The sequence below is a fragment of the Duganella sp. GW822-FHT06D06 genome (genome assembly GCF_058799615.1).
The window spans coordinates 532,916-552,098 of record NZ_JBXALQ010000001.1 but is presented as its reverse complement, the minus strand read 5'-3'; the positions used below and the strand labels follow the sequence as shown (position 1 = coordinate 552,098).

The following is a 19,183-nucleotide window of genomic DNA, read 5'->3' as shown; positions in this document are numbered from 1 at the left end:
CGCTGATAGCCAGCTAACGCACACCAGGGCTGACCCATGATCCAGGCTGCTTTCCCCAAACTGCTGCGCTCGCAGATCGCGTTCGACATCGCCCGCACCATCCGCGACGGTTTCGACAAGCACTACCGCTTGTTCCGGCTCACCAGCCAGCAGGCCAAGCAGCATTTCGAGCAGGGCGCCTGGCGCACCGCGCAGCAGGCCGCGCGCGAACGCATCGACTTCTACGACCGCCGCGTGCAGGAATGCGTGCAGATGCTGGAAGACGAATACGACCCGGCCGAGCTGACCGACGAAGTGTGGCGCGAACTCAAGCTGCACTTCATCGGCATGCTGTCCGACCACAAGCAGCCCGAGCTGGCCGAGACCTTCTTCAACTCGGTCTGCTGCAACATCCTGCACCGCCGCTACTTCCACAACGAATTCATCTTCGTGCGCCCGGTGGTCTCCACCGAGTACATCGAAACCGAGGAAATCGCGCCGACCTACCGCGTCTACTATCCCGGCACCGATGGCCTGCACTACACGCTCAAGCGCATCATCACCAACTTCCAGCTGGCCACCAAGTTCACCAACCTGACGCGCGACGTGGCGCAGATCGAAGGCCGGCTGCGCACGCTGTTCGGCGGCATCAAGCTCGAGCCCAACCACCAGATCCATGTGCTGTCGAGTCTGTTCTTCCGCAACAAGGGCGCCTACATCGTCGGCAAGGGCATCAACGGCAACAAGGAATATCCCTTCGTCGTGCCCATCCTGCACAACAAGCACGGCGAGCTGATACTCGACACCGTGCTGTTCGACCACGAGCAGATCACGGTCCTGTTCTCGTTCACGCGCGCCTACTTCCTGGTCGACATGGAAGTGCCGTCGGCCTACGTGCAGTTCCTGCGCACGCTGCTGCCGCGCAAGCCGCGCAGCGAGATCTACACCATCCTCGGCCTGCAAAAGCAGGGCAAGACGCTGTTCTACCGCGACTACCTGCAGCACCTCAAGCATTCGTCCGACCTGTTCGACATCGCGCCCGGCATCCGCGGCCTGGTGATGCTGGTGTTCGCGCTGCCGTCGTTCCCGTATGTGTTCAAGGTCATCAAGGATTTCTTCCCGGCGCCCAAGGAAACCACGCGCGCGCTGATCAAGGAAAAATACCTGCTGGTCAAACACCACGACCGCGTCGGCCGCATGGCCGACACGCTGGAATATTCCAACGTCGCCTTCCCGCGCCACCGCTTCAGCGAAGAGCTGATCGCCGAGCTCAAGCATTTCGTGCCGTCGCTGCTGGAAGAGGACGGCGACCAGCTCGTCATCAAGCACCTGTACATCGAGCGCCGCATGGTGCCGCTCAATATGTGGCTGACCAACGCCGACAACGACAATGACGAAGTCCAGATCGAGCACGGCGTGCTGGAGTACGGCAACGCCATCAAGGAGCTGGTGGCCGCCAACATCTTCCCCGGCGACATGCTGTACAAGAACTTCGGCGTCACCCGCCACCAGCGCGTGGTGTTCTACGATTACGACGAAATCGAATACATCACCGACTGCAATTTCCGCGTGATCCCGGAAGCCCGCACGGAGGAAGAGGAAATGGCCTCCGAGCCGTGGTACCCGATCGGCAAGTACGACGTCTTCCCCGAGCAGTTCGGCCGCTTCCTGCTGGGGAACGCCAAGATCCGAAAATATTTCATGAAGCACCACAGCGATCTGCTGACGCAAGCCTGGTGGCAGGCGCGCAAGCAGCGCATCCTCGAAGGCCATGTGGAAGACGTATTCCCGTACCCGCAGCACATCCGTTTTTGCAATCAACACACCACCCCACCGGCGGCAATCCAGCCGCCATTTATGGAGACTCTAGAAAATGAATGATCCTATCGTAATCGTCGGTGCAGCCCGCACCCCCATGGGCGCCTTCCAGGGCGACTTCTCCGGCAAGGTCGCGCACGATCTGGGCGCCGTCGCGATCCAGGCCGCCGTCGAACGCTCCGGCATCGATGGCAAGCTGGTCGAGCACGTCTACTTCGGCAACTGCCTGATGGCGGGCCAGGGCCAGGCGCCGGCGCGCCAGGCTCTGTTGAAAGCCGGCCTGCCGACCTCGACCGGCGCGGTCACGCTGTCCAAGATGTGCGGCTCGGCCATGCAGGCCGCGATCTTCGCGCACGACCAGCTGGTCGCGGGCAGCGCCGAGGTGGTGATCGCCGGTGGCATGGAATCGATGACCAACGCGCCCTACCTGGTGCCGAAGGCGCGCGGCGGCTACCGCATCGGCCACGGCATGCTGTTCGACCACATGATGTACGACGGCCTGGAAGACGCCTACTCGCGCAACGAGAAAACCGGCGAAGGCCGCTCGATGGGCACCTTCGCCGAAGAGTGCTCGGCCAAGTACGAGTTCACCCGCGAAGCGCAGGACAACTTCGCCATCGAATCGGTCAAGCGCGCGCAGGTCGCCACTAACGAAGGCTGGTTCAAATGGGAAATCGCGCCGGTCACCGTGACCAGCCGCGCCGGCGACACCGTCATCGACAAGGATGAAGGCCCGCTCAAGGCCAAGATCGACAAGATCCCGACCCTGCGCGCCGCGTTCAAGAAAGACGGCACCATCACCGCCGCCTCGTCGTCGTCGATCAACGACGGCGCCGCCGCGCTGGTGATGATGCGCGAATCGACCGCCAAGAAACTGGGCCTGACCGTGATCGCCAAGATCCACGGCCACGCCACCTTCGCGCAGGAGCCCAACCTGTTCACCACCGCGCCGATCGGCGCGGTCGAAAAGCTGTACAAGAAGATCGGCTGGGGCAGCAAGGACGTCGACCTGTTCGAGATCAACGAAGCGTTCGCCGCCGTGCCGATGGCCGCCATGCGCGACCTCGACATCCCGCACGACAAGGTCAACATCCACGGCGGCGCCTGCGCGCTGGGCCACCCGATCGGCGCCTCCGGCGCGCGCATCATCGTCACCCTGATCGGCGCGTTGAAGCGCACCGGCGGCAAGAAGGGCGTGGCGGCGCTGTGCATCGGCGGCGGCGAAGCGACCGCCATGGCCATCGAACTGGCCTAAGCGGATGGCGACGGCACTGATCATCGGCGCCTCGCGCGGCATCGGCCTGGAACTGGTGCGCCAGTACCTGGCCGACGGCTGGCGCGTGATCGCCACCGCGCGCAAGGCGGAAGACATCGACGCGCTGGCCGCGATGGGCGCCGAGGCCCACGGGCTGGACGTGACCAACGTCGAAGCCGTGGCGGGCCTGGGCTGGAAGCTGGACGGCGAGGAGCTCAACGTGGCCATCCTCAACGCCGGCGTGTACGGCCCGCGCCACGACGGCTTCCCGCTGCAGACGGACTTCGACACGGTGATGCACACCAACGTGCTGGCGGCGATGCGGCTGCTGCCGATCGTCGCGCCGATGGTGTGCGCGACGCGCGGCAAGCTGGCGGTGCTGTCGTCGAAGATGGGTTCGCTCAGCGAGCGTGCCAATCCCACCGGCTCGCTGTACCGGGCCAGCAAGGCGGCGCTCAATTCGGTGCTGATCGACACGGCGCTCAGCTTCGGCAAGCAGGGCGCCACCTGCGTCGCCCTGCATCCGGGCTGGGTGCGCACCGACATGGGAGGCGGCGACGCCGATCTCCCGGTGGAACAAAGCGCGGCAGGCATACGCGCAACGCTGGCGGCGCTACCCGCGTCCGAGCAGGCGGTGTATCGCAACTACGATGGCACAAGCATCGGCTGGTGATTCAATAACGATAAACGAGACAATATGATACTGAGCGAAGAACACGAAATGATACGCGACGCCCTGCGCACGTTTGCGCGGGAGCGCCTGGCGCCCAACGCCGCCCGCTGGGACAAGGAGCACCACTTCCCGAAAGAGGAGTTGAAGGAGCTGGCCGCGCTGGGCGCGTTCGGCGTCGCGGTGCCGGAGGCGCTGGGCGGCGCCGGCATGGACTACGTGTCGCTCGCGCTGGTATTGGAAGAGATCGCGGCGGGCGATGGCGGCACCTCCACCATCATCTCCGTCAACAACTGCCCGGTGTGCAGCATCGCGATGATGTACGCCAACGACAAGCAAAAAGAACAGTGGCTGCGTCCGCTGGCACAGGGCGAGATGCTGGGCGCCTTCTGCCTGACCGAACCGCACACCGGCAGCGACGCCGCCGCCCTGCGCACCACCGCCACGCGCGATGGCGACGAGTATGTGATCAACGGCGTCAAGCAGTTCATCACCAGCGGCAAGTACGCGGACGTGGCGATCGTCATGGCGGTCACCGACAAGGCGGCCGGCAAGAAGGGCATCAGCGCGTTCTGGGTGCCGACCTCGGCGCAGGGCTACATCGTGGCGGGGCTGGAGCAGAAGATGGGCCAGCACTCGTCGGACACGGCGCAGATCCTGTTCGAGAACTGCCGCATCCCGGCGGAGAACCTGATCGGCGAAGAAGGCCAGGGCTACAAGATCGCCTTGTCCGGCCTGGAGGGCGGCCGCATCGGCATCGCCTCGCAGGCGGTGGGGATGGCGCGCGCCGCGTATGAAGCGGCGCTGGCCTATGCACGCGAGCGCGAAAGCTTCGGCAAGCCGATCTTCGAACACCAGGCGGTGCAGTTCCGGCTATCGGACATGGCGACGCAGATCGAAGCGGCGCGCCAGCTGATCCGCCATGCGGCCTCGATGAAGGACGCCGGCTTGCCGTGCCTGAAGGAAGCGGCGATGGCCAAGCTGTTCGCGTCCGAAATGGCGGAGAAAGTCTGCTCCGACGCCATCCAGGTACACGGCGGCTACGGCTACGTGTCGGACTTCCCGGTGGAGCGCATCTACCGCGACGTGCGCGTGTGCCAGATCTACGAAGGCACCAGCGACATCCAGAAACTGCTGATCGCCCGCGCGCTGTAAAAGCCCGGGGTCAAGTCTGACATTCGGACACGAGCTCTGCCGTAAGCGACGCTTACGGCAGAGCTCGTGTCCGAATGTCAGACTTGACCCCCATGTTAAATCTTCCCCAGTTGTCGGTTGATCGCCTTCACCGAACGCTCGTTGCGTTCGCTGTAGCGGTCGGTCAGGTAGTCGGTGCGGCCGCGCAGGAGCAAGGTCATCTTGTACAGCTCCTCCATCACGTCCACCACCCGCTCATAGTAGCCGGAAGGACGCATGCGACCGGCGTCGTCGAATTCCTTGTACGCCATCGGCACCGACGACTGGTTGGGGATGGTGAACATGCGCATCCAGCGCCCCAGCAGTCGCAGCGTGTTGACCACGTTGAACGATTGCGATCCGCCGCATACCTGCATCACGGCCAGCGTGCGTCCCTGGCTGGGACGCAGCGCGCCTTGCTCCAGCGGTATCCAGTCGATCTGGTTCTTCATCACCGCCGTGATGGCGCCGTGCCGCTCCGGGCTGCACCAAACCTGGCCTTCGGACCACAACGACAAGGCGCGCAACTCCTGCACCTTGGGATGGTCTTCCGAAACGCTGCCCGCCATCGGCAACTCGGTCGGATCGAAAATTTTCACCTCGGCGCCGAAGTGCTCAAGGATGCGCGCCGCCTCCTCGGTCAGGAAGCGGCTGAACGAGCGCTCGCGCAGCGAGCCATACAGCATCAGGATGCGCGGCGGATGATCGAAGTTGCCGACCGGCGCCAGCTGCTCCAGGGTCGGCGTCTCCAGCAGCGCCGGATTGATGTTGGGCAGATCCATATTTTTCCCCTCTCAGTTCAAACGCACAGCCAGCGCCGCCAGCGTGACCAGCAGCACCGGCAAGGTCAGGCAGATGCCGACGCGGAAGTAGTAGCCCCACGAAATCTTGATGCCCTTGTTTTCCAACACGTGCAGCCACAGCAGCGTGGCCAGGCTGCCGATCGGCGTGATCTTCGGTCCCAGGTCGCTGCCGATCACATTGGCGTAGACCATGGCCTCGCGCACCACGCCCTGCGCACTGGACGCATCGATCGACAACGCGCCGATCAGCACCGTCGGCAGGTTGTTCATGATCGACGACAGGATCGCCGTGATGAAGCCGGTACCCAGCGCCGCGCCCCACACACCATGCTGCGCGCAGGCGTTGAGCGCCGCCGTCAGGTAGTCGGTCAGGCCGGCGTTGCGCAGGCCGTACACCACCAGGTACATGCCCAGCGAGAACACCACGATCTGCCACGGCGCATTGCCGATCACCTCGCGCGTCGAGATGCGATGGCCGCGCGCCGCCACCAGCAACAGCATGGCCGCGCCGACGGCGGAAGTGGCGCTGATCGGCACGCCCAGATCTTCCAGCCAGAAGAAGCCGATCAACAACAAACCCAGCACCCACCAGCCGGTCACGAAGGTCGCGCGGTCGTGGATCGCGTCTTCGGGCCGCTTGACCTGCGCCAGATCGTAGTCCGCCGGAATGTCGCGGCGGAAGAACCACAGCAGCACCGCCAGCGTGGCCGCCACGGCGACAAAGTTCACCGGCACCATCACCGCCGCATAACGGGCGAAGCTGACGTTGAAGTAATCCGCCGACACGATGTTGACCAGGTTGGACACCACCAGCGGCAAGCTGGCCGTGTCGGCGACGAAGCCGGCCGCCATCACGAACGCCAGCATGGCCTTGCCGGAGAATTTCAGCTCGCGCAGCATGGCGATGACGATGGGCGTGAGGATCAGCGCCGCGCCGTCATTGGCGAATAGCGCCGACACCGCAGCGCCCAGCAGCACGAACATCGCAAACAGCAGCTTGCCGCTGCCGCGCCCCCAGCGCGCCACGTGCAGCGCGGCCCATTCGAAGAAGCCGGCCTTGTCCAGCAACAGGCTGATGATGATGATCGCCACGAAGGTGCCGGTGGCGTTCCATACGATGTGCCACACCACGGGGATATCGGCGACATGGATCACGCCGGCCAGCAGCGCCACGCAGGCCCCGGCCACCGCGCTCCAGCCTATGCCCAGGCCGCGCGGCTGCCAGATGACGAGGGTCAGCGTCGCCAGGAAGATCAGGAAGGCGACCAGCATCAGGCCACGCTCAGGCCGCCGATGCGGTCCAGCTCCAGCTTGAATGCAGCCTGGTCCGCCGCCAGCTGCGCCAGCGGCAATGCCAGGAAGGCTTCGATGCGGGCGCGGATGATGCGGTAAGCCAGTTCGAACGCGGTCTCGATTTCTTCCTCGGTGCCGACCACATGGCTGGGATCGTCCACGCCCCAATGCGCGCGCAGCACCTGGCCCAGATAGGCAGGGCAGGTCTCGCCGGCCGCGCTGCCGCAGACGGTGATGACGATATCCGGCGTCACCGGCAAATCATTCCACGATTTGCTGTAATAGCCCTCGGTGGAAATCCCCTTGCGGGTCAGCAGCGCCACCGCGCGCGGATGCAAGGCACCCGCCGGCTGGCTGCCGGCGCTGAGCGCGCGCCAGCCCTCGGGCGCCAGATGATTGAAGACACCTTCGCTCAACACCGAGCGGCAGGAATTACCGGTACAGAGAAACAGAACATTCATGGGGAGCACTCATTGACGCCGCAGGGCAGGCCGCCGCAGCAGTTTTCGGTCAGGAATCCGATCAGGCCGTTCATTGCGCCCACATCGGCCGTATAGATAACGAAGCGGCCATCCTGGCGCGAGCCGACCATGCCGGCATGGCTCAGCTCCTTCAAGTGGAAGGACAGCGACGACGGCGAAATCTCGAGCCGTTCGGCGATTTTGCTGGCCGCCATGCCTTCCGGCCCCACCTGCACCAGCAGGCGGAACACGGCCAACCGGCTATCCTGGGCCAGCGACGACAGGGCCGCCAGAGCTTGTTTAGTATCCATGCGCCCATGCTAGCGTAAACGATTCGATATTTCAAATAATATTGAAATGAATCGTCTATAAAAAAAAGCCCGCATCTCAGCGGGCTTTGTTCCAATGTATTACCAATGCTTTAATCGTATGCCGGTGTCCAGTGCTATCTGCAAAGTGACTCCAGAGTCTCGGGCGCCCATGCTATCTGCGTGGTGCCCCCAACGTGTAAATCGACCATCGTATTCGGAATTACAACTCCAGGGCTTGCGTCAACTGCGGTTCGGTCTTACACATATCGAACTGCGGCGCTCCTCTTGGACGTGGGACTGTTCTCCGGGATTCCTCCCCTACAACCTCAACCACGAACGTAGTGTAACACAGATATTTGTGCGGCGCACAAATTATTTTACTTCTGTAGCTTGGGTGGTCATCGGCGTCGGTTCCCTCAGCGTGCGGTGGCGGCCGACCCGCTCGAATTCGGAAATGACCTGGGCGCCGAACAGCAGCAAGGTAGCGCCGATTTCCAGGCTGAACATGACGATGATGGCGGTGGTCATCGAGCCGTACACCACGTTCACCTGCGACAAGGTTGAAAAATACCAAACCAGGATGTGGCGCGCCAGTTCCCACAGCAGCGCCGCCGTCACGCCGCCGATCAGCGCGTGCGACAGCGACAGCCGGCCCACCGGCATCACCAGGTAGATCGACGTCAGCACCAGCACCTCGCCGCCCAGGCCCAGCAGGTAAAGCAGCACGCCGGAAATGCCGTGCAGCGACCAGCTGTAGCCGAGGAATTGCACGCTTTCCTCGCCCATCACCTGCAAGCTGCCCGCCACCAGAGTCACCAGCAGCATGCCGACGCCCAGCGACAGGATGTAGCAGTAGGGCATGATCGCCGAGATCATGAAATGCCGGCGCCGTATCTCGACCCGGTGCTTGAAGATGACGCACATGGCGTTCTCCAGCACCGTGAACGCCAGCGAGCTGAAGAAAATCATGCTGACCACCAGCACGCCGCCCATCAAGTCGCGGTGATCGAGGAAATGTCCGACCTCGGTCACGATGGGCCTGGCTTGTCCCGGCACCAGCCAGTTCAGGTAGCGGCCCAATGTCGCCAGCAATTCGTCCTGCGCGATGAAATGCGACAGCGCCACCACCACCAGCATCACCAGCGGCACGATCGACAACAAGGAGTAGTAGGCGACCGCCCCCGCCAGCAGCAAGCCTTGGTTGGCGCGAAAGCCCTTCAGGCATTGCACCAGGAAGTCCATCGGGTGCGCGCTGACGTGCAGCAGCGCCCTGCGGTTAAATAGTCTCATGCGACCATTGTACGCATGGATCAGCGCGAGTTATGTGCGCCTACGTCCAGATAGCGCCAGTTGGTCAGTTCCACCGGATGACGCTGGTAATGCTTCAGCCAAGGCTGCTGCAGGTCGGCGGAAATCGGGTGCGTCAGCAACACCCACGGCGTGTAGGCGTGGATCAACTGCGCCATTTCATCGTACAGCGCGGTGCGCTGCGGCGAGTCGCCCATGCTGCGGCTCTGCTCGTAGCGCTGGTTGTAGGCGGGCAGGTTGAAGCGCGAATAGTTGGCGCGGCCGCTGTTGGGCCCGTACAGCAGCTGGTAGAAGTTCTCGCCGTCGGGAAAGTCGGCGACCCAGTTGGTTTCAAACATCATCACCGAGCCCAGGCGCGAAGCCTTGATGATCTCGGTTTTCTTGTCGCTCTTGAAGGTCACCTTCAGGCCGATGGCGTTCAGGTTCTTGCGCCACAGCTCGTCGCGCAGGCGGCCGACGGTGGACGATTCGCTGTGCATCACCAAGGTCAGCGGCTTGCCGTCGGGCCGGGTGCGGAAGCCGTCGGCGCCCTTGCGGTAGCCGTAGCGTTCCAGCAGCGCGTTGGCCAGCGCCGGATCGTAGGCGACCGGGCTGCGGTAGGCCGGATCGTAGCCCAGCACGTTCGGCGGCAGCGGCGTGGCGGCCGGCAGCGCCAGGCCCTTCTTCATCAACGCCACATCCTCGCCGCTGTTGTAGCCCAGCGCGATGGCGCGCCGCAAGGCCAGCTTCTCCTTGCCGTAGCCGCCGATCAGCGGATCGTCCATGTTCATCCACATGTAGTACGTTTGCAGCACGGGGAAGGGCGACAGCACCATGCCCTGCCTGGCCAGCGCCGGTTTCAGGGTCGGCTTGGCGTCGTCGGTCAGCACCATGTCCTTCATCGATTCCGGCAGTTGTTCGAGGAAATCGAATTCGCCGTTCAGGAAACCGAGCACGCGCGACTGGTATTCCTCGACGATCTTGATGTCGACCTGGTCCAGCAGCGGCAGGCGCCGGCCCTGGAACATCGTCGGCCGGAAGTCGCGGTTGGCCAGCAGCGTGATCTGGTCGCTGTGCTTCCAGCGGCCCATCATGAAGGGGCCGGTGCCGATTGGATGGTTGCCGGCTTGCGCGCCGTAGGCCTGCATCACCTCGCGCGCGACCACGCCGGTGGACGGCGTCGCCAGGTAGAACAGGAAATTGGGATCGGCCGCGTTGAGTTTGATGCGCAGGGTGAACTTGTCCAGCGCTTGCAGGCCGGCGATGTTGCTGTCGTAGCTGAACCTGGTCTTCAGCGCTTCGTCGCCGGCGATCTTGCCTTCCAACAGAAACAGCCACGGCGATTTCAGCGTCGGATCGTACAGGCGCTTCAGGCTGTAGACGTAGTCCTGCGCGGTCACTTGGCGATGCACGCCCTTGAAGGCCGGATCGGGCGTGAAGTAGATGTCCTGGCGCAGATGGAAGGTGTAGCTCAGGCCGTTGTCGTCGACGGTCGGCATGGCGCTCAGCGTGTTGGCTTGCAGTTTGACGGGGCGGGCCAGGTAGTCGTAGCGCAGCAGCGGATCGAACAGGTTTTCCAGCAGGCTGAGGCTGGCGATATCGGACGCCACCGCCGGATCGAGGCCGGTTTCGCCGGTGCTGAGAAAGGCGTGCAGGACCTTGGGCGCTGCCGCGGCAGGCGGCTCGGCAGCGGCGAGGCCAGAGGATAACGCCAGCGCCAGCAGGGCTGCGGCATAACTTTTGGGCATCAGGTCCATTCCACATCGCATACGTAAAGCGGCAGCTTATAACTTTTTTGGCAGGCTTACCCGCTATACTTTGCAAATCGCCCACTGCTTTCAGGAAAATTTCTAGATATGTCGCTCAATTACATCTGGTCCGGCTTCTTCCTGGTCGGCTTTGCGGCCGCACTGGCGCAGTTCCTCCTGACGGGCGACACCGAAATCTTCAAGCGCATCATCGACGGCACCTTCGACTCCGCCAGGGCCGGCGTGATGGACATCGCGCTGCCGCTGGCCGGCGTGATGACGCTGTGGCTGGGCATCATGAACATCGGCGAAAAAGCCGGCGCCATCGACCTGCTGGCGCGGCTGATCGCGCCGTTCTTCTCGCGCATCTTTCCCGGCGTGCCAAAGAACCATCCGGCCACCGGCCACATGGTGATGAACTTCTCGGCCAACCTGCTGGGCCTGGACAACGCCGCCACGCCGTTCGGCCTGAAGGCCATGGAAAGCCTGCAAACCCTCAACCCCAGCAAGGACGAGCCGACCGACGCCCAGATCATGTTCCTGGTGCTGCACACCTCCGGCCTGACCTTGATCCCGCTGGCGATCATGGCGCAGCGCTCGATCCTGGGCGCGGCCGATCCGTCCGACATCTTCATTCCCTGCATGATCGCGACCTACGTCGCGACCGTGACCGGCATCATCGCCGTCGCCATCCGCCAGCGCATCAATCTGTTCAACGGCGTGGTGCTGAGCTGGCTGGGCGGCATGACGGCCGCCATCGCCGGCATGGTCTTTTACTTCACCCACTACCTGACCAAGATCGAGATCGAACTGTTCTCCAAGGTCTTCAGCAACCTGGTGCTGATGGTGGTGATCGGCGGCTTCATCATCGGCGCGCTGCGGCGCAAGGTCAACGTCTACGAGGCCTTTATCGAAGGCGCCAAGGGCGGCATCCAGACCTCGATCACCGTGATTCCCTACCTGGTCGGCATGCTGGTGGCGATCAGCGTGATCCGCAACGCCGGCGTGTTCGCCTATGTGGTGGACGGCTTCAGCTGGCTGTTCGGCCACCTGGGCATCAACACCGATTTCGTGCCGTCGCTGCCGACCGCGCTGATGAAGCCGCTCAGCGGCAGCGCCGCCAAGGCCATGATGATCGACACCATGCGCACCTACGGCGTGGATTCGTTTGTCGGCCGCCTGGCCTGCGTGTTCAACGGCTCGGCCGACACCACCTTCTACATCGTCGCGCTGTATTTCGGCTCGGTAGGCATACGCAAGACGCGCTACGCGATTTCCTGCGGCCTGATCGCCGACCTGGCCGGCGTCATCGCCGCCATCTTCGTCTCCTACATCTTCTTCCATTGAACAAGGTCGCCATGTTCCGTCGCCTCATCCTCGCCGCGCTGCTTGCTACCAGCATCGCCCACGCCGCCGACCTGCCGGAACCGATCAGCGCCCTGCTGCAAGCGGCGCAAATTCCGCTGGAAGGCGCCGGCATCGTTGTGATGCGAGGCGATACGATGCTGGTTTCGCACAACGCGCAGCAGAGCATGCAGCCGGCCTCCACCATGAAGCTGTTCACCACGATGACGGCGCTGGAGCAGTTGGGGCCGGCCTTCCGTGGCCGCACCGAGTTCCGCACCAGCGCCGAGCTGGTCAACGGCGTGCTGCAAGGCGACTTGATCCTGCGTGGCGGTGGCGATGTCGACCTCAACGAGGACGTGCTGCTGCACATGCTGCAAGCGCTGCGCAACCAGGGCATCCGCAAGATCAAGGGCGACGTGATCCTGGACCGTCAACTGTTCCAGCCGGCGCGGCCGGACGTGGGCCAGCCGCCGTTCGACGAATTCCCGTGGGCCTACTACAACGTGATCCCCGATGCGCTGCTGACCAACACCAATCTGCTGAAAGTGGAAATGCGCTCGACCGGCAACAAGGTCGGCCTGGTGATGATGCCGGAGATGGACAAGGTCAGCATCCGCTCGGACATGAAGCTCAGCGATGCGCCGTGCGCGTCGTGGGAGCAGGGCTGGCGTTCGCCGGACATTGCGCGCCGCGGCGACAGGATCGAGGTGGTGCTGCACGGCAGCTACCCCAAGAATTGCATCAAGTCGACCAGCGTCGATGTGCTGGACCATCACGACTATCTGGAGCGCCTGTTGCGCGCCACCTGGCGCAAGCTGGGCGGCAGCATCGTCGGCGAGGTGCGCGAGGCCGGCGTGCCAGCGGCCACGCCAACCGCCAACGTGACCACCCCGGCCACCGCGAGCGACGCAGCGTCCGAGACCACGTCTGCCGACGCGCCAACGCCGACCGCGGCCCCGGCCACACGCCTGCTGGCCGAACACGTCTCCCGTCCGCTGCCGGAAATGCTACGCGACATCAACAAATTCTCGGACAACACGCTGGCCCGCACAGTCTTCCTGATGCTGGGCAGCCTGCAAGCCGATCCCGTGCTGGGCAGCCGCCCGATCGCGCCCGACGGCAGCCAGGCCAGCACGCCGATGCGCGCCGAAACCGCGATCCGCGGCTGGCTGCACAACCAGCGCATCGACGCCAACGGCCTGGTCTTCGACAACGGCTCCGGCCTGTCGCGCACCGAGCGCGCCACGCCGGCGCAACTGGCCGGCGTGCTGCAAGCCGGCCTGAAAAGCCTGTGGATGCCCGAGTTCCTGTCCAGCCTGCCGATCGCCGCCACCGACGGCACCATGCGCAAGCGCCTCAAGGACAGCCCGGCCGCACTGCGCGCCCGCATCAAGACCGGCAGTCTGAAAAGCGTGATCGCCATCGCCGGCTACGTCACCGACGCCAACAACCAGCCCTGCATCGTGGTCGCCATCCTGAACGACGAGCACGTCGCCAACGGCGCCGGCCGCACCGTGCTGGACGGCGTGATCGACTGGGTGGCCCGCTCCAGATAAGCTTGGCTGAAATCCGCGTAGAATGAATTGAACATCGCGCAGCGGCGAAAATTGCAAGATGTGCTTATCTTCTGGCAGTTACCACCAACATGAATATCGCCTGTCATTACGCCATTGTTCGCTTTACCCCGTTCATCGAGACGGGGGAGTTTGCCAATGTCGGCTTGGTGATGCTGGCACCTGGCATACGCTTCTTTGGGTTTAAGCTTTTGCTCAATCGATATGCTCGCGTTACCAATTTCTTTGAAGGGCTCGACCCCAGGGTTTTCAAAGCTTCGATCGGCGATCTGAACGAAGAAATGAAACGGCTCGATTTGATATTGAACCAGACTGGCAGCTACGACAAAGAAGCTCTGCTGCGCATTTGGACAGAGCTGATTAAGCCCCGTGAGACCAGTTACGCTTTAGCGAACCACGCCTGGTCTTGGCCAAGGACTGCACGTCGAAATTGCAGGAGCTCTATGACTACTATGTCGGGCACAACTTCGCGAACAAGGAATATCAGGAAAAGCTGCTGGAACGCGATGTCAGCGGATGGCTGCGTGATGCCGGGCTCCAAAACAAGTTCCATGCGGCGCGCATAGGCAACGAGGAATATCACGCGCATTTTCCTTTCGTGGCAGGGCCGGAAGAGCATCCTGAAAAAATCATCAAGCCACTCAACCTCAATTACACTGACGCCGCGAAAATCATCGACCACGGCGGCCAATGGCTCTACCGTATTGATTCGCTGAAAAAGCGCGATTTGTTACCACCTCAAGTCCTCTTTGCCGTCAAAGGGCCCGAGGCCAACGAGCCTACGCCGCGCGGCCGCGCCCAAAGGGAGATTGTCGCTGAGTTGAAAGCAAAGAACGTGATCGTGGTTGGCCACGACAACGTTGCGCCGATCTTGGCGTTTGCCCGCTCCCGGTAATCACGTCCCCGGCAATCCTTCCTCCACCAGATAGTCGATAAACGCCCGCACCTTCAACGCCAGGTGCGGGCCAGGCATGTAGACCGCGTGCACCGTGCCGGCATACGGCTCGTCGAAAATCCACTCGGGCAGCACCTGCCGTACCCGCTGCTGCGCCAGCGCCGGGCGCGCCGTGAAGTCCGGCACCAGGCCGATGCCGCCGCCCGCCTCCACCACCGCCATCAGGGCCGCGCTGTTGTTGATCGTCAGCCGCGACGGCACGTTGATACTGGCCGTCTCGCTGCCGCGCCGCAAGCTCCACGCATCGCCGAAGCGCGCGTAGCCCAGGTAGCTGCACTGATGCGCCGGCAGCTCCTGCGGCGATTGCGGCTCGCCATGCGCGTCCAGATACTGCTGCGACGCCACCAGCACATAGCTCACCGGCCCCAGCGTGCGCGCCGCCAGTCCCGGCGCCAGTTCGGTCGCGATGCGGATCGCCAGGTCCATGCCTTCCTCGATCAAATCGATCTTGCGGTCCATCAGCTGCAGCTCGACATTGACCTCCGGATAGCGCGCCAGGAAGCCGGGCAGCTTGGGAGCCAGCCACACCTGTCCCAGCACGATGGGCGCGCTGACGCGGATGGTGCCGTTCGGCCGCGCGCTATAGCTGCCAGCCAGCGCATGCACCTCGCGCGCCGTGCTCACCATGCGCACGCAGGCCGCGTGCACCTGCTGGCCCAGCTCGGTCAGCGACAGCGAGCGCGTGGTCCGATGCAACAGCCGTCCGCCCATGTGCGCCTCCAGCCGCGACACGTGGCGGCTGACCGCCGACGTGGTCAGTTCCAGCTGCCGCGCCGCCGCCGAGAAACCACCGCTATCGACCACCTGTGCAAAGATGGCCATTTCCTTCAACATTTCCATCGCATCGCTCCACCGTTGCAGCTGCATCAACAATGCTTTGCATTGTAAGCGGATTGTGTATTTTTTGTGCAGCGTCGATACTAAAAGCACCACAACACGCAGGATTCATCATGAAACAACGCACTTTAGGCAGCCAGGGTCTGACGGTATCGGCGCAGGGTTTGGGCTGCATGGGCATGAGCAATACCTACGGGCCGGCCGACCAGACCGAGGCGGTCGCCACGCTGCACCGGGCGCTGGAACTGGGCGTCAACTTCTTCGACACGGCCGAGCAGTACGGCCCCTACGACAATGAGGCGCTGCTGGGCCGCGCCTTCACCGGCCGCCGCAGCGAGGTCATCCTCGCCACCAAGTTCGGCTTCGACATCCGCGACGGCAAGACCGTCGGCGTGACCAGCGATCCGGCCCATATCCGCGAACGGGTCGAGGGCTCGCTGCGCCGCCTGAACACCGACTACATCGACCTGCTGTACCAGCACCGCATCGATCCGCTGGTGCCGATCGAGGACGTGGTGGGCGTAATGGCCGACCTGGTCCGCGAGGGCAAGGTGCGCTACCTGGGCCTGTCCGAGGCGGGCGTGGCCAACATCCGCCGCGCCCATGCGGTGCATCCGATCAGCGTGCTGCAAAGCGAGTATTCGCTGTGGGAGCGCAACCTGGAAGCCGACGTGCTGCCGGCGCTGCGCGAACTGGGCATCGGCCTGGTGGCGTTCAGCCCGCTGGGACGGGGTTTCCTGGCCGGCACCGCCAAGCGCGCGGAAGAGTATCCGCCCAGCGACTTCCGCCATCTGGATCCGCGTCTGCAGGGCGAGAACTTCGACCGCAACATGGAAGCGGCCGCCATCGTGCGCGAGCTGGCCGATCATCGACTGGTCACGCCGGGACAGATCGCGCTGGCCTGGGCCATGCACCGGGGCGACGATATCGTGACCATCCCCGGCACGCGCCGTCGTACCTTCCTGGAGCAGAACGTGGCGGCGGCGGAGATCACTCTGGATGAAACCGAGATGGCGGTGCTGAATAACGCGCTGAAACAGGTGTCCGGCCTGCGTTACAGCAAGGAACGCATGGCGATGGTGGATCGCTGAAATTTAGTTACATCCGGGGCCGGATGCACACAGTAATCGTTATAGCACTGACATATATCAAGCAAAATTTAACCAATTAACAATTGATGATTGTATTATGAAAATTAATACCTGTAGTTCCTAGTCGAACCGACAGTCACAGAAGTGACGAGGTGCCTATGGCCGCCAATGCATTAAAAACTATAAAGCCCGCGACTTCGACCAGTAGCTTGTTCAGTACGGGCACTAGTACCACAGCGATGATTACCTCGACTCATACCGAAGAGCTGGTAATCGCCCTGTGCGGCCCGATAGGATCCCCTCTGCACGACGTGGGTGAAGCCGTACGAACCATGCTGTTAGATTCGTTCGGCTACACCGAGTGCACCTACTTGAAACTGAGCGACTTCATCGTCGATCACGCTGCGGGGGTAAGCCTCGCGATACCCTCCCCTCATGGATTTCAGCGAATCAATGCTCTCATAGAGGCTGGCAATAAACTGAGAGAAAAGTACGGAAACGGTATCCTCGCCGAGCTGGCAATTCATAAAATTCGACTCGATCGCGAGCAGCAGAAAACCGCCACCGAGAGCACTAAGTACGCGCCCAGAAGGGTAGTTCATATAATTGACTCCATCAAGAACAAGGAAGAGCTGGCACTTCTACGCCTGGTTTATCGCGACATGCTGTACGTAGTAGGAGTCTTCGCTCCACTACAAACCCGTGAAGCAAACTTGAAGGAGTTTGGCCTCGGTACTGCGCAGATTTACACCTTGGTAGACCGCGACTCTGGCGAGGAGTCGGAGGCGGGGCAGACCGTGAGCGATACCTTCCCGAATTGCGATTTCTTCCTGCGCACCGGTGACGGCACGGATTCCGAACTGAAGGCCAGAGTAGAAAGGTTTCTTCACTTGGTGCTGGGCACAAAAGTCATCACACCGACCTTTGCAGAAACCGCCATGTACTCTGCCGCAATGGCGAGCGCCAATTCAGCGTGCCTGTCCAGACAAGTCGGCGCGTCCGTTACCGATCACGACGGCGACATTCTCAGCATTGGATGGAACGACGTGCCTGCCACCGGCGGGGGGCTCTACGGCCGAAGCGATCACGATCACCGCTGCTGGAATATTTCCGGCGGCAAGTGCTTCAACGATGCGGAAAAGGACAAGCTGGCGCAGGAGATGGTCGATGCCCTCGCTGAAGTGATCGCGCCCGAACATCTTGACCGCGCCAAGACCATACTCAGAGGGGCCAGCAAATTAAAGGGCCTGATTGAATTTTCTCGGGCAATCCACGCAGAAATGCACGCCATTTTGAATGCCGGGAAAACCTCGGGCATGAGAATCGAAGGAGGTAAATTATTCGTCACTACTTATCCTTGCCATTCTTGTGCGCGTCACATCGTCGCCGCAGGGATCAGCGAGGTCTACTACATCGAACCATATCGTAAAAGCCTGGCGATCAAGCTGCATGGAGACGCGATCTCCGAGCAGGAAGTTGACAAGGACAAAGTACGGATACTGGCGTACGACGGCGTGGCGCCCTCCCAGTATTTGGCGCTGTTCCGCGTTCCGCCAAATTCGCGCAAAAAAGATGGAAAACTGATTACAATGGCTTTGAAGGAGTCGACTCCGCGTCTTGAAAAAAGCATGGAGGCACTCCCCGCTCTAGAGGGACTTGTCGTAAAATCCCTGCTCGAAAAAAACCTCCTCGCTGAAAGGGGACCACAACATGACGGACTATCACCGCTCCCAGGAACAACTGAGTCTTGATCTGGAACCAGCGACACAGTCAGTTGTTGATAAAGCAACAGTCGCGCACGCGTTTGCCACTAAGGAACTTCCTGCTACGCCGTCGGCTGCCGTGTACCGCTTCCCTGATGCAAGATCTTCCGCCATACAAAACAATACGGCGCGGCTTTACGCACAAATAATTGAGTCAATCAGCCATATTGGTTGATGATACAGGCCCGTAGCTGTCAAAGTACGCGGATATAGTCGCGGCGCACCTGCACGCGGTCGCCGCAATCGAAGTGCCACCATTCGCTGTTGATGCCGACCCAGCCGGCCTGGAACATGGCGTCGCGCAGCAGCTGGCGGTTGGCGATCTGTTGCGCGGTCAACTCGCCGCGCGCCAGCAGCTTGGCCTCCAGCGCGGGGTGCGAGCGTTCGGACAAGTCATCGAAGCCGGTGCCCATGTCCAGCTCGCGGCCTTGCGCGTCGAGCAAGGTCAGGTCCAGCGCCATGCCGAAGGAATGGATCGAGCCGCGCGCGGGATCGGCGATGTAGCCCAGCAGCTCCGTGCCTTGCAGCGCCAGCCACAGCTGCTCCTGCACGCGCTGCGGACGCAGCGCGTCCAACACCAGCACCTTGCAATCTGGCCGCCGTTCGGCCAGCCATGCGACCACCTTCTCCAGCGCCGCCGCCGCGTTGTTGTGCAGCCAGGCGCAATCGAGCGGCGAGTACAAATCGCGGCCGACAAAATTGTCCGGCGTGGCGTAGCGCAGCTCGACGGCGATGCCATCCAGGCTGTCGAGGCGCCGGAAATCGGGATGGCCGGCAATTTCTTCACAGGTGATGGTGAAAGCCATGCGGCGCTCCCA

Annotated in this window: 17 protein-coding genes and 1 pseudogene; 10 read left to right on the top strand and 8 right to left on the bottom strand. The window is 62.5% G+C overall.

Going from position 1 to position 19,183, the window contains the following annotated elements:
* Positions 1-36: 36 nt before the first annotated feature.
* From aceK to AC1RMD_RS02565, 4 genes are read left to right on the top strand one after another with little or no spacing between them, the layout of a single operon-like run.
* Positions 37-1,860 (top strand): bifunctional isocitrate dehydrogenase kinase/phosphatase, encoded by a 1,824-nt coding sequence (gene aceK / locus AC1RMD_RS02580; RefSeq protein WP_492923349.1) that lies wholly within the window; start codon positions 37-39, stop codon positions 1,858-1,860.
* Complete coding sequence (locus tag AC1RMD_RS02575) at positions 1,853-3,052, top strand: acetyl-CoA C-acyltransferase (protein ID WP_492923347.1); 1,200 nt, start codon at positions 1,853-1,855, stop codon at positions 3,050-3,052. Before aceK ends, AC1RMD_RS02575 begins: the two co-directional genes overlap by 8 nt.
* Before the next feature lie 4 nt (positions 3,053-3,056).
* Positions 3,057-3,725: an SDR family oxidoreductase gene (locus AC1RMD_RS02570; protein ID WP_492923345.1), complete on the top strand. Its 669-nt coding sequence runs from the start codon at positions 3,057-3,059 to the stop codon at positions 3,723-3,725.
* A gap of 24 nt (positions 3,726-3,749) precedes the next feature.
* Positions 3,750-4,877 (top strand): acyl-CoA dehydrogenase family protein, encoded by a 1,128-nt coding sequence (locus AC1RMD_RS02565; protein ID WP_492923343.1) that lies wholly within the window; start codon positions 3,750-3,752, stop codon positions 4,875-4,877.
* Between the two features lie 95 nt (positions 4,878-4,972).
* Here AC1RMD_RS02565 and arsH read toward each other — a convergent pair whose 3' ends face one another.
* The 6 genes from arsH to AC1RMD_RS02535 all read right to left on the bottom strand — a co-directional run bounded on the left by arsH (position 4,973) and on the right by AC1RMD_RS02535 (position 10,798).
* Positions 4,973-5,677, bottom strand: coding sequence for an arsenical resistance protein ArsH (gene arsH / locus AC1RMD_RS02560; RefSeq protein ID WP_492923341.1), 705 nt, complete (start codon positions 5,675-5,677; stop codon positions 4,973-4,975).
* Positions 5,678-5,689: 12 nt separating this feature from the next.
* A complete protein-coding gene (locus AC1RMD_RS02555; RefSeq protein WP_492923339.1) occupies positions 5,690-6,970 on the bottom strand; it encodes an arsenic transporter in 1,281 nt (426 codons plus the stop codon).
* The gene (locus AC1RMD_RS02550; protein WP_492923337.1) at positions 6,970-7,452 is read right to left on the bottom strand and encodes an arsenate reductase ArsC; all 483 of its coding nucleotides are present in this window, start codon (positions 7,450-7,452) and stop codon (positions 6,970-6,972) included. Before AC1RMD_RS02550 ends, AC1RMD_RS02555 begins: the two co-directional genes overlap by 1 nt.
* Positions 7,449-7,763 (bottom strand): ArsR/SmtB family transcription factor, encoded by a 315-nt coding sequence (locus AC1RMD_RS02545; RefSeq protein ID WP_492923335.1) that lies wholly within the window; start codon positions 7,761-7,763, stop codon positions 7,449-7,451. The genes AC1RMD_RS02550 and AC1RMD_RS02545 overlap by 4 nt, the downstream gene beginning before the upstream one ends.
* 372 nt (positions 7,764-8,135) lie before the next feature.
* Entirely contained in the window at positions 8,136-9,053 is a 918-nt protein-coding gene (locus AC1RMD_RS02540; RefSeq protein ID WP_492923333.1) for a YihY/virulence factor BrkB family protein, read from the bottom strand.
* A gap of 20 nt (positions 9,054-9,073) precedes the next feature.
* A complete protein-coding gene (locus AC1RMD_RS02535; protein ID WP_492923331.1) occupies positions 9,074-10,798 on the bottom strand; it encodes an ABC transporter substrate-binding protein in 1,725 nt (574 codons plus the stop codon).
* Positions 10,799-10,906: 108 nt separating this feature from the next.
* Between AC1RMD_RS02535 and AC1RMD_RS02530 the strand changes: the two genes are divergently transcribed.
* The 4 genes and pseudogenes from AC1RMD_RS02530 to AC1RMD_RS02515 all read left to right on the top strand — a co-directional run bounded on the left by AC1RMD_RS02530 (position 10,907) and on the right by AC1RMD_RS02515 (position 14,614).
* Positions 10,907-12,145, top strand: a complete 1,239-nt coding sequence (locus AC1RMD_RS02530; protein ID WP_492923329.1) for a nucleoside recognition domain-containing protein — start codon at positions 10,907-10,909, stop codon at positions 12,143-12,145.
* Positions 12,146-12,156: 11 nt separating this feature from the next.
* Positions 12,157-13,701 (top strand): D-alanyl-D-alanine carboxypeptidase/D-alanyl-D-alanine-endopeptidase, encoded by a 1,545-nt coding sequence (locus AC1RMD_RS02525; protein WP_492923327.1) that lies wholly within the window; start codon positions 12,157-12,159, stop codon positions 13,699-13,701.
* Positions 13,702-13,790: 89 nt separating this feature from the next.
* A pseudogene (locus AC1RMD_RS02520) lies at positions 13,791-14,090 on the top strand (DUF3037 domain-containing protein); the annotation flags it as partial.
* Between the two features lie 35 nt (positions 14,091-14,125).
* The gene (locus AC1RMD_RS02515; RefSeq protein ID WP_492923567.1) at positions 14,126-14,614 is read left to right on the top strand and encodes a hypothetical protein; all 489 of its coding nucleotides are present in this window, start codon (positions 14,126-14,128) and stop codon (positions 14,612-14,614) included.
* On the opposite strand, the gene AC1RMD_RS02510 is transcribed toward AC1RMD_RS02515, so the two are convergent.
* A complete protein-coding gene (locus AC1RMD_RS02510) occupies positions 14,615-15,541 on the bottom strand; it encodes a LysR family transcriptional regulator (protein WP_492923325.1) in 927 nt (308 codons plus the stop codon). It abuts the gene before it with no gap.
* 83 nt (positions 15,542-15,624) lie between these two features.
* Between AC1RMD_RS02510 and AC1RMD_RS02505 the strand changes: the two genes are divergently transcribed.
* Together AC1RMD_RS02505 and AC1RMD_RS02500 are read left to right on the top strand one after the other, a co-directional pair.
* Positions 15,625-16,602, top strand: coding sequence for an aldo/keto reductase (locus AC1RMD_RS02505; RefSeq protein ID WP_492923323.1), 978 nt, complete (start codon positions 15,625-15,627; stop codon positions 16,600-16,602).
* Between the two features lie 158 nt (positions 16,603-16,760).
* On the top strand, positions 16,761-18,353 hold the full coding sequence (locus tag AC1RMD_RS02500) for an anti-phage dCTP deaminase (RefSeq protein ID WP_492923321.1): 1,593 nt from the start codon (positions 16,761-16,763) through the stop codon (positions 18,351-18,353).
* A 206-nt stretch (positions 18,354-18,559) separates the two neighbouring features.
* Here AC1RMD_RS02500 and AC1RMD_RS02495 read toward each other — a convergent pair whose 3' ends face one another.
* Entirely contained in the window at positions 18,560-19,171 is a 612-nt protein-coding gene (locus AC1RMD_RS02495; protein WP_492923319.1) for a M15 family metallopeptidase, read from the bottom strand.
* Positions 19,172-19,183 lie beyond the last annotated feature (12 nt).